General features: G+C 70.5%; 11 protein-coding genes and 1 pseudogene. 7 read left to right on the forward strand and 5 right to left on the reverse strand.

The window, feature by feature from the left end; all coding sequences use genetic code 11:
* Positions 1 to 23: 23 nt before the first annotated feature.
* The 3 genes from WS92_RS01205 to WS92_RS01215 are packed head-to-tail and all read right to left on the reverse strand — an operon-like array spanning position 24 to position 3,018.
* A complete protein-coding gene (locus WS92_RS01205; RefSeq protein ID WP_059928937.1) occupies positions 24 to 713 on the reverse strand; it encodes a histidine phosphatase family protein in 690 nt (229 codons plus the stop codon).
* A complete protein-coding gene (locus tag WS92_RS01210; RefSeq protein ID WP_015603400.1) occupies positions 710 to 1,786 on the reverse strand; it encodes a phosphotransferase family protein in 1,077 nt (358 codons plus the stop codon). Before WS92_RS01210 ends, WS92_RS01205 begins: the two co-directional genes overlap by 4 nt.
* Positions 1,783 to 3,018, reverse strand: coding sequence for an acyl-CoA dehydrogenase family protein (locus WS92_RS01215; RefSeq protein WP_059928940.1), 1,236 nt, complete (start codon positions 3,016 to 3,018; stop codon positions 1,783 to 1,785). The genes WS92_RS01210 and WS92_RS01215 overlap by 4 nt, the downstream gene beginning before the upstream one ends.
* Positions 3,019 to 3,187: 169 nt before the next feature.
* Between WS92_RS01215 and WS92_RS01220 the strand changes: the two genes are divergently transcribed.
* The gene (locus WS92_RS01220; RefSeq protein ID WP_059928943.1) at positions 3,188 to 4,114 is read left to right on the forward strand and encodes a LysR family transcriptional regulator; all 927 of its coding nucleotides are present in this window, start codon (positions 3,188 to 3,190) and stop codon (positions 4,112 to 4,114) included.
* 97 nt (positions 4,115 to 4,211) lie between these two features.
* Entirely contained in the window at positions 4,212 to 4,613 is a 402-nt protein-coding gene (locus tag WS92_RS01225; protein WP_059928945.1) for an OsmC family protein, read from the forward strand.
* Positions 4,614 to 4,652: 39 nt separating this feature from the next.
* Here WS92_RS01225 and WS92_RS01230 read toward each other — a convergent pair whose 3' ends face one another.
* Positions 4,653 to 5,534 (reverse strand): Dyp-type peroxidase, encoded by an 882-nt coding sequence (locus WS92_RS01230; protein WP_059928949.1) that lies wholly within the window; start codon positions 5,532 to 5,534, stop codon positions 4,653 to 4,655.
* A gap of 155 nt (positions 5,535 to 5,689) precedes the next feature.
* Here WS92_RS01230 and WS92_RS37055 point away from each other — a divergent pair.
* Positions 5,690 to 5,979, forward strand: a pseudogene (locus WS92_RS37055) (hypothetical protein); the annotation flags it as partial.
* Positions 5,980 to 6,060: 81 nt separating this feature from the next.
* Complete coding sequence (locus tag WS92_RS01235) at positions 6,061 to 8,061, forward strand: ABC transporter ATP-binding protein (RefSeq protein WP_015604136.1); 2,001 nt, start codon at positions 6,061 to 6,063, stop codon at positions 8,059 to 8,061.
* Between the two features lie 180 nt (positions 8,062 to 8,241).
* Here WS92_RS01235 and WS92_RS01240 read toward each other — a convergent pair whose 3' ends face one another.
* Positions 8,242 to 8,940, reverse strand: a complete 699-nt coding sequence (locus WS92_RS01240) for a DJ-1/PfpI family protein (RefSeq protein WP_059928952.1) — start codon at positions 8,938 to 8,940, stop codon at positions 8,242 to 8,244.
* A 96-nt stretch (positions 8,941 to 9,036) separates the two neighbouring features.
* On the opposite strand from WS92_RS01240, the gene WS92_RS01245 reads away from it, so the two are divergent.
* The 3 genes from WS92_RS01245 (at position 9,037) to WS92_RS01255 (ending at position 12,284) form a co-directional block, all read left to right on the forward strand.
* The gene (locus tag WS92_RS01245) at positions 9,037 to 10,116 is read left to right on the forward strand and encodes a GlxA family transcriptional regulator (protein ID WP_059928954.1); all 1,080 of its coding nucleotides are present in this window, start codon (positions 9,037 to 9,039) and stop codon (positions 10,114 to 10,116) included.
* A gap of 207 nt (positions 10,117 to 10,323) precedes the next feature.
* Positions 10,324 to 11,364, forward strand: coding sequence for a tryptophan--tRNA ligase (gene trpS, locus WS92_RS01250; protein ID WP_009915753.1), 1,041 nt, complete (start codon positions 10,324 to 10,326; stop codon positions 11,362 to 11,364).
* A gap of 302 nt (positions 11,365 to 11,666) precedes the next feature.
* Positions 11,667 to 12,284, forward strand: coding sequence for an outer membrane lipoprotein (locus WS92_RS01255; protein ID WP_059928957.1), 618 nt, complete (start codon positions 11,667 to 11,669; stop codon positions 12,282 to 12,284).
* Positions 12,285 to 12,303: the final 19 nt, after the last annotated feature.

Here is a 12,303-nt window from a genome sequence, read left to right on the forward strand (position 1 = left end):
CTGAATCGATGAAGGAAAAGGAATCAGCGATGCGTGACGAGCCGCTCGCCATCCGCTCCGTCGAGGTGCGGCCAGCCGTTGTACGTCGTCACGCGCGCGCCGCCGCGGCCGATCCTGATCCGGGTCACGCTCGTGTTGACGAGCGGCCACGCGAGCTCGAAGCTGCGCTCGATCGGCACGCCGAACAGCGCCGCGACGATCACGCCGATCGGCCCGCCCGACGTGAACGCCCAGATCTCGCGCGCCGGCTGCCCCGCGAGCGCGTCCCACGCGGCGAGCGTGCGCGCGCGGAATTCGGGCCACGCGCAGCCGTAATCGCCGTCGTGCGCGCCGCCCGTCCAGCGCGCGACGGCCGCCGCGAACAGCGCCTGGAACGCGCGGCGCGGATCGGCTTGCGTCCCCATCGCGCGCAGCAGCGCGTCGCGCGACGCGAGCGCCGGCCGATGGCGCGCGATCAGTTCGTCCGCGTCGAGCTCGTCGAGGCCCGCGAGCGCGAGCCGCGGCGCGTCGACGCCCGCCGCGCGCGCGCAGCCGTCGGCCGTCTGCGCGTGGCGGCGCAGCGTGCCGGTGGCGATCAGGCCGGGTCGCCGCGCGCCGCGCGCCATCCACGCGCCGAGCCGCGCCGATTGCTCGTCGCCGAGCGGCGACAGGCAATCGTAGTCGGCCGCATCGAAGCTCGCCTGCGCGTGGCGGATCAGGAACAGCTCGGTCATCGAGCGCCCCCGGCCGCCTCGATCACGCGCCGGCAGCGCTCGCCGAGATAGCGCACGACCGCGCCGAGGCCCGCGAACTGCGCGTTCGTCGTGTGGCCGAGCACGAAGCGCCGGTAGATCTGCTGCGCGATCACCATCAGCCGGAACAGGCCGAACACTTCGTAGAACACGAAGCCGCCGATGTCGAGCCCCGTGCGCGCGCCGTAGTACTCGATGAGCTCGCGGCGCGTCATCATCCCGTCGGCGTGCGTCGGCTGGCGGCGCATCGCGACGAACGCGGGATCGTCGTCGGCCTGCGCCCAGTACGCGAGCGAGCCGCCGAGATCCATCAGCGGATCGCCGAGCGTCGCCATCTCCCAGTCGAGCACGCCGACGATCGACAGCGGATCGGCCGGATCGAGCACGACGTTGTCGAAGCGATAGTCGTTGTGGATCACGCAGATGCGGCGCTCGCCCGCCGGGCGATGGCGTTCGAGCCACGGGAGCACGTCGTCGCACGGGTTCGTGCCGTCGGTGAGCGCCTTGCGCCAGCGCTCGCCCCAGCCGCTCAACTGGCGCGCGACGTAGCCTTCGCCCTTGCCGAGCGCCGCGATCTCCGGGCGCGACGCATCGATCGCGTGCAACTCGATCAGCCGATCGACGAAGCGCTCGCACAGCTTGCGCACGCCCGCGCGGTCGAGCTTCAGCTCGGCGGGCAGCTCGCGCCGCAGAATCACGCCGGCGATGCGCTCCATCACGTAGAACTCGCTGCCGAGCACCGCAGGGTCGTCGCAGCGCGCGAGAATCGCCGGCACGTGGCGGTAGTCGGGCGCGAGCGCCGCCATCACCGCCGCCTCCCGCAGCATGTCGTGCGCGGTGCCGGCCTTCGCACCCGCGGGCGGGCGCCTGAGCACCATCTCGCGATCGCCATAGCCGATCAGATAGGTCAGGTTCGACGCGCCGCCGTGGAACTGCCGGATGCGCGGCTCGCCGCTCAATCCCGGAACGCGCGACTTCAGGTATGCATCGAGCTTCGCCGCGTCGAGCCGGTCTTCGTCGCGCACGTCGCGCGCGTCGTCGAGGCGCACGCTCATGCGGCGACCTCCGCCGCGGCGAGCTGCCGCTTCACCTCGAGCCTCGCGACGACCGCGCGATGCACCTCGTCTGGCCCGTCCGCGATCCGCAGCACGCGCGCATACGCGTAGAGCGCGGCGAGCGGAAAGTCGTTCGACAGGCCCGCGCCGCCGTGGATCTGGATCGCCGCGTCGGCCGCCTGCTGCGCGACCGCAGGCACGACGACCTTGATCTGCGAGATCAGCGACAGCGCCGCCTTCACGCCCTGCGTGTCGATCGTCCACGCGGCCTTCAGCGTCAGCAGGCGCGCCTGCTCGATCGCCATGCGCAGGTTCGCGACGATGTCGCCGTTGCTGCCGAGCTTCACGAGCGGCTTGCCGAACGCGGTGCGCGCCGTCGCGCGCGCGCACAGCAGCGTGAGCGCCTTCTCCGCCGCGCCGAGCGCGCGCATGCAGTGGTGGATGCGGCCCGGGCCGAGCCGGCCCTGCGCGATCTCGAAGCCGCGCCCCGGCCCGAGGATCACGTTCGACGCCGGCAGCCGCACGTTCGTAAAGCTGACTTCGCCGTGGCCCGAAGGCTCGTCGTACGCATTGAACACCGGCAGCATCCGCTCGATCTTCACGCCAGGCGCGTCGAGCGGGCACAGCACCATCGTGTGCCGGCGATGCGGCTCCGCCTCCGGATCGGTGAGCCCCATGAAGATCACGACGCGCGCGAGCGGATGGCCGATGCCGGTCGACCACCACTTGCGGCCATTCAGCACGACTTCGTCGCCCTCGATCCTGGCCGTCGCCCGCATGTTCGTCGCGTCCGAGGACGCCACCTCCGGCTCCGTCATGCAGAACGCCGAGCGGATCTCGCCCGCGAGCAGCGGCTCGAGCCAGCGGCGGCGCTGCTCGGGCGAGCCGTAGCGCGCGAGCACCTCCATGTTACCGGTGTCGGGCGCGTTGCAGTTGAACACCTCGGGCGCGATGAACGAGTGCCCCATCAGCTCGGCGAGCGGCGCGTACTCGGCGTTCGACAGCCCCGCGCCGCCGTGCCCGACCTCGGGCAGGAACAGGTTCCAGAGGCCGGCCGCGCGCGCCTTCGCCTTCAGCGCTTCCATCACGTCGGGCTGCCGCCAGCGGCGCCAGTCGGCGCTGCCCGTCAATTGCTCGACATAGCGCGCCTCGACGGGCGCGATCTCGTCGCGCATGAAGCCCGCGATGCGCTCGCTCAGTTCGCGGCCGCGGGCCGAAGGGGAGAAATCCACGGCGTCTCCGGATAGTCGGTTCGAATGCAAACGAGCGTACGCGATCCTCGACAATCGATGAAATGAATATTTATTATGCGAGGACATAGACGTCATTGATGGGCTTGCGCGATCGCGCAAGCCGCGCCGATACGTCGGAACGCCAACGCCTCGAAACGCCGGAACGCCGATGCAGCCCGACCACCGACTCGACCTGAACCTGTTCCGCGTGCTCGACGCGGTCTACGCGCAGGGCGGCATCAGCGCCGCCGCCCGCGCGCTGCACCTGACGCAGCCGGCCGTCACGCACGCGCTGAACCGGCTGCGCGCGCACTTCGGCGATCCGCTGTTCGTGCGGCAGGGCAACAAGGTCGTGCCGACCGAGCGCACGCGCGCGGTGATCGCGGACGTCCAGCTCCATCTGAAAGGTCTGCAGGGCGCGGCGCGCGCGCAGACGCGCTTCAGCCCGGACGCGCTCGACATGCGCTTCGTCGTCGGCGTGCGCGACGTGCTCGAATCGATCGCGCTGCCGCAGCTCGTCGAGGCGCTCGCGCACGACGCGCCCGGCGTGCGGCTCGTGAGCCGCCGCGTGCCGGTTGCCGACATCGAGCGCGAGCTCGGCAGCGGCAACCTCGATCTCGCGATCGAGCGCCGCGTGCCCGCCGGGCCGCGAATGGCCGCCGAATACGTGGCGGACGACACGCTCGTCGTCGCGATGCGGCGCGACCATCCGCTCGCGGGCGCGCCGCTGCGCCGCGCCGACTATTTCGCCGCGCGGCACGTGACGGTGTCGCCGCTCGGCGAGCCGCACACGCTCGACGTACTGCTCGGCGCCGACGGGCGCTTCCGGCAGATCCAGCTCGTCTGCCAGCACTACTTCGCCGCGTGCCAGATCGCGGCGTCGGGCGACCTGCTGCTGACGCTGCCGCGCTCTTACGCGCTGCGCATGACGCGGCTGCTGCCGATCGCGGTGCTGCCGCTGCCGCTGCGGCTCAAGCCCTACCCGATCCTCGCGTACTGGCACGAGTCGCGCGAGCTCGACCGCGCGCACCAGTGGTTCCGGCAGCGCGTGATCGACGTCGTGCGCGCCGCGTCGTCGCATCCCGCCGGCGCGTAGGCATCGCTGCAGGCGCACGCGAAGCCGTTTATGCTCGCCTATCGTGACCGTGGCCGGCGCGCCGGCCCGCTCCTTCCCCTTACCTCGAGAACACGCCATGCCGCTCATTCACGCCACCGCCGAAATGGCCCCCGACGCGCCGAACTACGTCGTCGACCTCGAAGCCGGAAAGCACCGCCTGCAAGGCGACGAGAACGAGCACGAGGGCGGCGGCAACGTCGGCCCCGCGCCGTACGAGCTCGTGCTGTCGGGGCTCGCCGCGTGCACGGTCTCGACGCTGCGGATGTACATGCGGCGCAAGGCCTGGCCGGCCGCGCGCCTCGCCGCGCGCGCCGAGCTGCATGTCGACCGCGCGGGCGCGCAATACGTGCGGCGCACGATCGTCGTCGACGGCGCGCTCGACGACGCGCAGCGCACGCGGCTCGCGGAAATCGCCGAGAAGACGCCGGTCACGCTGTTCATCAAGCGCGGGACGCGGATCGAGACGACGTTGAAGTGACGGGCGCGCGGACACCCGCGCGACGCCGCCGCGCCGCCGTTACAGTCCGAGCGCCGACAGATCGAGCTTGCCGTCCATGACGGGCGGACACCAGAAGAACGAGCCGGTGATCGGCTGCGTGAAGCGAAACAGGCCGTCGTGCACGCCGTCGGTCGCGCCGATCATCCTGCGCATCTGCACTTCGAATGCGCGGAACGAATGGCCGAACGCGACGAAGTACAGACCGGCGCGGCGCTCGTCCGCCCACGGCGACGAGCGGCGCAGCACCTTCGCCTCCGGCTCGAAGCTCTCCTGCTCGGTGCGCTTCACGTGCGCGTACGCGGGCGCGTCTTCGAGCTCCTCGTTGTCTTCCTTGCGGCGGCCGATGACCCGGTCCATCTCGTCGCCCGGAATCTCGCGCATCTTGCCGAAGTCGTGCACCCATTGCTGGACCGCGACGAAGCTCGCGCCGTCGAGCCCCGCGCCCTTGCCGGACACGAACGCGGCTTCGAGCGCCTCGTCGCCTTCCGGGTTCTCGGTGCCGTCCTCGTAGCCGGACAGGTCGCGGTCGTCCGCGTAGCGGAACGCGTTCGCCGCGGCGTCGAGCTCGAACGCGGGCGCGACGAGCTGCTCGATGTCGCGCGAGCGCACGGTGGCCGCGCCGAGATCGTCGGCGCGCAGCCAGACCCACAGCGCCGCGGGCGTCGACGGCACCGGCGCGCCCGGCACCGACAGTTCGGGAAACTCCTTCAGGCCGTCGATCTTCTTGTCGAGCGCCTGCACGAGCGACGGCCCGATGCCGATCACCGTGCCGGCGCCGTCGAGCGCGTCGCGCAACGCGGCGAGCACGCTCGCCGCATGCTCCGGATGCGCGATCCGGAAGGACAGGTAGCGGCTCGCGGCCGGAATCGGAGCCAGAATGCCTGGTTGAAAGTCGCTCATCGTTTCCTCGGTCAATGGTCGGTTCTACAGGGGGACGCCGGATTGTCCCATAACGTCGGGACATGTTCGGGACATGCCCGTTCGGGACGTGCCCGTTCGGGACATGCCCGCGCGATGCAATCGCGACGCTCGCCGAGACCCGATGTCCCCCCGCCTTCCAACCCCGGCGGTCGCGGCGCGCCGCGACGCCGCGTGTCGAATCAGCAACATCCATTCGTCTGACATTGCAGCAACGCGAAACGGCCGCTAGAATCGCTTCACGAGCTGAACTTCGCTCGCTTTCATTCCACTCACTCAACGCTCGAAGGAGGTGCCAGATGTCGCAAATGCATGTTGCCTCCTCGATGGCAGTTCCACGGCGCGCATCTTAAGTCGTCGTCTTCGCGGGCCACGCTCCGGCCCGCCCAGCTTCCGGACAGTTTTTCGCCTTCGCTTCGCGCGCTGACGCGCAGCGGCGTCCGTCCGGCTTTTGTTTCGAACAACAATCGACAAGTCCCGTCCGCCACGAGCGGCCGGGCCCCGACAAATGGCCCAGAAAACTCCTCATCCGGGCGGACGCGCGTTTACCGACGTGCTCGCGTTCACCTTCCGGCACTGGCGCGCGCAACCCGCGCGCATCGCCGCCATCGCCTTCTTCGCACTCGCCACCGCGCTCGGCGACGTGCTGACGCCGCTCTTCGCGGGACGCCTCATCGACGCGCTGTCGCACGGCGTCGCCGCCGCCGACAAGGCCGGCGCATGGAGCCGCGCGCTGCACGCGTTCGGCGTGCTGATCGGCATCGGCATAGCATGCACGCTGCTGCGGCAGGCGGCGTTCCGCAACATCATCGTGCTGACGCTCGAGATGATGAGCGAAATCGCGGCGAACGCGTTTCATCGCGTGCAGCGCTTTTCGACCGACTGGCACGCGAACAGCTTCGCCGGCTCGACCGTGCGCAAGATCACGCGCGGCATGTGGGCGATCGACCTGCTCAACGACACGCTGCTCGTCGCGCTGCTGCCGTCCGTCGTGATGCTGACGGGCGCGACGCTGCTGCTCGGCCTGCACTGGCCGGTGATGGGCGCGGTGGTCGGCGGCGGCTCCGTCGTCTTCATCGCGGTGACGGTCACGATGTCGCTGCGCTACGTCGCGCCCGCCGCGCGGCTCGGCAACCTGTGGGACACGCGCATGGGCGGCGCGCTCGCCGACGCGGTGAGCTGCAACCCGGTCGTCAAGGCGTTCGGCGCGGAGACGCGCGAAGAGGCGCGGCTCGACGGCGTCGTGTCGAAGTGGCGCGCGCGCACCCGCCGCGCGTGGCGGCGCGGCACGCTGAACGGCGGCGTGCAGGGCGCGATGCTCGTCGCGATGCAGGCGGCGATCCTCGGCGCCGCGCTGTGGCTATGGGCGCACGATCGCGCGAGCATCGGCGACATCACGTTCGCGCTGACGACGTTCCTCGTGCTGCAAGGCTACCTGCGCGACATCGGCATGCACATCCGCAACCTGCAGCGCTCGGTCAACGACATGGAAGAGCTCGTGTCGCTCGAGCGGCAGCCGCTCGGGATCGACGACAAGCCGGGCGCGAAGCCGATCTCGATCACGCGCGGCGAGATCCGCTTCGAGCGCGTAACGTTCGGCTACAGCGGCGCGCACGCGAAGCCGCTGTACGACGACTTCTCGATCCGGATCGCGCCGGGCGAGCGGATCGGGCTCGTCGGGCATTCCGGGTCGGGCAAGACGTCGTTCATCAAGCTGATCCAGCGGCTTTACGATGTCGACGGCGGGTGCGTCACGATCGACGGGCAGAACATCGCGGACGTCACGCAGGCTTCGCTGCGCAGCCAGATCGCGATCGTCCAGCAGGAGCCGCTGCTGTTCCACCGCACGCTTGCCGAGAACATCGCGTACGCGCGGCCCGGCGCGACCCGCGCCGAGATCGAGCGCGCCGCGCGGCTCGCGAGCGCGCACGACTTCATCGACGCGCTGCCGCAGGGCTACGACACGCTCGTCGGCGAGCGCGGGATCAAGCTGTCGGGCGGCGAGCGGCAGCGCGTCGCGATCGCGCGCGCGTTCCTCGCCGATGCGCCGGTGCTGATCCTCGACGAAGCGACGTCGAGCCTCGACAGCGAAAGCGAAGTGCTGATCCAGCAGGCGATGGAGCGGCTGATGGTGGGGCGCACGACGCTCGTCGTCGCGCACCGGCTGTCGACGGTGCGCGCGCTCGATCGGCTGATCGTGCTCGACAAGGGGCGCGTGATCGAGGAAGGCAGCCACGATGAGCTGATCCGGCTCGAAGGCGGCGTCTACCGGCGGCTGTTCGAGCGGCAGGCGCTCGAGCTCGCGAAGGGGCTGATCGAGCAGACGGGCGGCGACATCGCCGACTGGCTGCGCGACGAGCATGACGGACGCGACGAGCGCAACGAGCGTGGCGAACGCGACAAGCCCGGCGTGCTCGACGGGCACGACGCGCGACGCTCGCGCGGCGCGCTCGACGGGAACCGCGACGGCGGGCAGGTCGACGATTCGGCCGTCGCGGTCGAAAAGTAGCGGCGGTTGGGGCCGGGCGCGACGCGCCCGGCACGCGCCGAGACAACCGAAGTCGCGACGCCCGTTCAATCGATCGACACGCGGCTCGACTGGAGCGCCCGCAACCCGGCCCCCAGCCGAGACGCGGAGGATCGCATCGCGTCGAGGCCCCCGCGTCGATCGGTCAACACGCGATGCGCATCACCCGTCGGCCCGTTGCAGCTCCAGCGCCGCCGCGACGCGCCCGACCACCTGCTCGCGCCGCGCGAGCGCCGGCTTCGACCGCTCGCGCACGCGCTCGACGATCCGCGCCGGCGCGGTATCCGGATCGCCCGCGTCGAACGGCGGCGCCGGCGCATATTCGAGCTGCAACTGCACCGCCTGCGCGTCGTCCTCGCCGACGAGCTCCGCCGCGAGCGTCAACGCAAAATCGATCCCCGCCGTCACGCCGCCGCCCGTCACGAGATTGCCGTCGCGCACGACGCGCTCGCGCACCGGCGTCGCGCCGAGCGGCGCGAGCAGCGAATGGAACGCCCAGTGCGTCGTCGCGCGCCGCCCGCGCAGCAGCCCCGCCGCGCCGAGCACGAGCGCGCCCGTACACACCGAGCTCACGTAGCGCGCGTGCGCCGCGTGCCGGCGAATGAACGCGAGCGTGTCCGCATCCTCCATCAGTTCGGCGACGCCGACGCCGCCCGGCACGCAGATCACGTCGAGCGGCGGACAGTCGTCGAACGTCGCGTTCGGCGCAAGCACGAGCCCGCTGCTCGCCGTCACCGGCTCGCGCGTTTTCCAGACGAGCCGCACCGTGACGCCGGGCAGCGACGCGAACACGTCGTGCGGCCCGGTCAGGTCGAGTTGCTGCACCTGCGGAAACAACAGTAATCCCACTTCGATGGCCATGCGGAACCTCCTCCTTTTCATGAGCGTCATGCGTGTCACGCCGGCCCGGCCCAGCGCACCGGCATCGTGGACAAACCGACTGTACGCAAGTACCGTATGGCGGATATGCCAAAGTCCCCACGTTTCCCGCCAACCTCGCCGCCAGCCTCGCCGCCGGCCGCGCTGCCCGCGCTCGAACCTGCCGCCGCGCGCCCGGTGCACGTGCTCGCGTTCGACGACGTGCAGTTGCTCGACGTCACCGGGCCGCTGCAGGTGTTCTCGACTGCGAACGACTTCGCCGCGCGCCGCGGGCTCGCGATTCCGTACGCGCCGAGCGTCGTCACCGCAGGCGCGCCTTCGGTCATGTCGTCGGCCGGGCTCGCGTTCGTCGCCGCGCCGCTGCCCGCCGCGCGCGAGCCGTCCGACACGCTGATCGTCGCGGGCGGCTGGGGCGTCTACGACGCCGCGCGCAATCCGCGGCTCGTCGACTGGGTGCGCCGCCGCGCGGCGCAAACGCGGCGCGTCGCGTCGGTGTGCTCGGGCGCGTTCGTGCTCGCCGCGGCCGGGCTGCTCGACGGCCGCCGCGCCGTCACGCACTGGTCGCGCTGCGACGAGCTCGCGCAACGCTATCCCGACGTGCGCGTCGAGCCCGATCCCATTTTCATCCGCGACGGCAACGTCTGGACGTCGGCGGGCGTCACGGCCGGCATCGATCTGGCGCTCGCGCTCGTCGAGGACGATCTCGGCCGCGCGCTCGCGCTCGACGTCGCGCGGCATCTCGTCGTATTTCTGAAGCGGCCGGGCGGCCAGGCGCAATTCAGCACCGCGCTGTCGCTGCAGCACGAGGGCGGCCGCTTCGGCGAACTGCACGCGTGGGCAGCCGCGAATCTCGGCGCGGACCTGTCGGTCGCGACGCTCGCCGCGCGCGCCGGCATGAGCGAGCGCAGCTTCATGCGCCGCTACCGCGAGACGACCGGCAAGACGCCCGCGCGGGCGATCGAGCAGATGCGCGTCGAAGTCGCGCGCAACCTGCTCGCCGACGCGCCGCTGCCGATCAAGCGGATCGCCGCGCGCTGCGGATTCGGCAGCGAGGAAACGATGCGCCGCAGCTTCCTGCGCATGCTCGGCGTGACGCCGCAGGCCTATCGCGAACGGTTCGCCTCGCATGGCGAGAAAAACGAAAATGTGCGACCCTAGGGCTGTTTACGCTCATGACTGGCTTGCCCTGGCCCTGACCACATGTCGACTCAGCGGCTTTCCCGCTCGCATTTCTGGCGCCGCTCCTGAAGGAGCGGTATCGTCACGTCCCCACCACGACCATGCCGCCGCATCCGGCCGGCATTGCGTCGATCGCGCCCCTTCGTTCGGCCCGGATTGCGGCGGTTCTTCCCGGAGAAACCGTTCATGCAAGACGACATCTCGACCCCGCCCCGACCGCCGGTCGCATTGACGGGCGATCGCCCGACGGGCGCGCTGCACCTCGGCCATTACATCGGCTCGCTGAAGACACGCATCGCGCTGCAGGACACGCACCGGCAATTCATCCTCGTCGCCGACACGCAAGCGCTGACCGACAACGCGCACGACCCCGACAAGGTCCGCCGCAACGTGATCGAAGTCGCGCTCGACTATCTGGCCGTCGGCATCGATCCGCGCAGGAGCACGATCGCCGTGCAGTCGGGCCTGCCCGCGCTCGCCGAGCTGACGCTCTTCTATCTGAACTTCGTCACCGTCGCGCGCCTCGAGCGCAATCCGACGATCAAGGATGAGATCCACGCGCGCGGCTTCGGCCGCGACATTCCCGCCGGCTTTCTCTGCTACCCGGTCGCGCAGGCGGCCGACATCACCGCGTTCAAGGCCGACACGGTGCCCGTCGGCGACGATCAGTTGCCGCTCGTCGAGCAGACGAACGAGATCGTCCGCCGCATCAACCGGCAGGCGGGCGTGGACGTGCTGCCCGAGGCGAGCGCGCTGATCTCGCCGACGGGACGGCTGCCGGGCGTCGACGGCCGGGCGAAGATGAGCAAATCGCAGGGCAATGCGATTGCGCTGTCGTCGCCGCCGTCGGCGATCGCCGATGCGGTCAAGCGGATGTACACCGATCCGAAGCACTTGCGCGTGTCCGATCCGGGCACGGTCGAGGGCAACGTCGTGTTCACGTATCTCGACGCGTTCGACGACGAGCCGGACGAAGTCGAGCGGCTGAAGGCCGCGTATCGCGCGGGCGGCCTCGGCGACATGGCGCTCAAGCGCCGGCTCGAAGACAGGCTGCAGGCGTTGATCGCGCCGATCCGCGAGCGGCGCGCGCAGTTCGCGCGCGAGCCGGGCTATATCGTCGACGTGCTGAAGGAAGGCACCGCGCGCGCGAACGACGTCACGCAGCGCACGCTCGACGAGGTGCGCGATGCGCTGGGCGCGTTTTCGTTCCGGAGATTTGTCGGTTGACGCGCGCGGCGCGGCGGGTGGCCGGAGCGCTCGGGCATGGGAGCCACGGGAAGATGCTAACGGGGTGGACTCGCGACTTCGACTGGCGACTTCGAATGCCGGATGTTTTCAGGAGCGCCGTTCGAGATGCTCGAAGCATCCGGCGCACGCGCCCGACGACACCGTGTTTTCATCGGACGGATCGCTTCGCCGCCCCGACCGACCGCGCGGCAACAGACTTTACACACTGTTACGCGCGACGCTCATCCAACGATGGGCGCATTCCCTATACTGCCGGCGTGTAACAGCAACCACCCGCTACCATGAACACGAAGCCCACCCGAACAACGACAACGAAGCGCCCGGCTTTCACGAAGACCACCCTGCTCGTTTCGCTCGCCGCGACAGCCGCGCTGTCGCTGAGCGCATGTGTCGCGCCGAATGCGTACGGACCGTATGGTTCACAGCCGCAGTACGGCGCGCCCGCCTATGCGCAGCCGTCGTACGCGCAGCCGGCCTACACGCAACCGTCATACGCGCAGCCCGATTACTCGCAGCCCGGCTATCCGCAACAGGGCTATCAGTCCGGCTATTCGGGCTACTCGACGCAGTACGGCACGATCGCCGGCATCCGCCCGATCGGCGGCGCGACGGGCCCGTCGGGCGTCGCGGGCACCGTCGTCGGCGCGCTCGTGGGCGGCGTGCTCGGCAACCAGATCGGCCGCGGACACGGCCGCGACGCCGCGACGGTCATCGGCGCGCTCGGCGGCGCGGTCGCGGGCAACCAGATCGGCCAGCAGATGGGCGCGCAGCCGAGCGCCTATCGCGTCGACGTGCAACTGAGCGACGGCTCGATGCGCTCGCTCGACCTGCAAACGCCGGGCGATCTGCGTCCGGGCGATCGCGTGCGCATCGACGGCAACCAGATCTCGCGGTACTGAATCTCAGGTATCGAACGGC

The sequence above is a fragment of the Burkholderia sp. MSMB1588 genome (genome assembly GCF_001546925.1).
Lineage (GTDB): Bacteria > Pseudomonadota > Gammaproteobacteria > Burkholderiales > Burkholderiaceae > Burkholderia > Burkholderia humptydooensis.

Bases quoted from the DNA above. Each gene is read 5' to 3' on its own strand.
- WS92_RS01205 (WP_059928937.1), bottom strand. From the start codon at position 713: ATGACCGAGCTGTTCCTGATCCGCCACGCGCAGGCGAGCTTCGATGCG.
- WS92_RS01210 (WP_015603400.1), bottom strand. From the start codon at position 1,786: ATGAGCGTGCGCCTCGACGACGCGCGCGACGTGCGCGACGAAGACCGG.
- WS92_RS01220 (WP_059928943.1), top strand. From the start codon at position 3,188: ATGCAGCCCGACCACCGACTCGACCTGAACCTGTTCCGCGTGCTCGAC.
- WS92_RS01225 (WP_059928945.1), top strand. From the start codon at position 4,212: ATGCCGCTCATTCACGCCACCGCCGAAATGGCCCCCGACGCGCCGAAC.
- WS92_RS01230 (WP_059928949.1), bottom strand. From the start codon at position 5,534: ATGAGCGACTTTCAACCAGGCATTCTGGCTCCGATTCCGGCCGCGAGC.
- WS92_RS01235 (WP_015604136.1), top strand. From the start codon at position 6,061: ATGGCCCAGAAAACTCCTCATCCGGGCGGACGCGCGTTTACCGACGTG.
- WS92_RS01240 (WP_059928952.1), bottom strand. From the start codon at position 8,940: ATGGCCATCGAAGTGGGATTACTGTTGTTTCCGCAGGTGCAGCAACTC.
- WS92_RS01245 (WP_059928954.1), top strand. From the start codon at position 9,037: ATGGCGGATATGCCAAAGTCCCCACGTTTCCCGCCAACCTCGCCGCCA.
- trpS (WP_009915753.1), top strand. From the start codon at position 10,324: ATGCAAGACGACATCTCGACCCCGCCCCGACCGCCGGTCGCATTGACG.
- WS92_RS01255 (WP_059928957.1), top strand. From the start codon at position 11,667: ATGAACACGAAGCCCACCCGAACAACGACAACGAAGCGCCCGGCTTTC.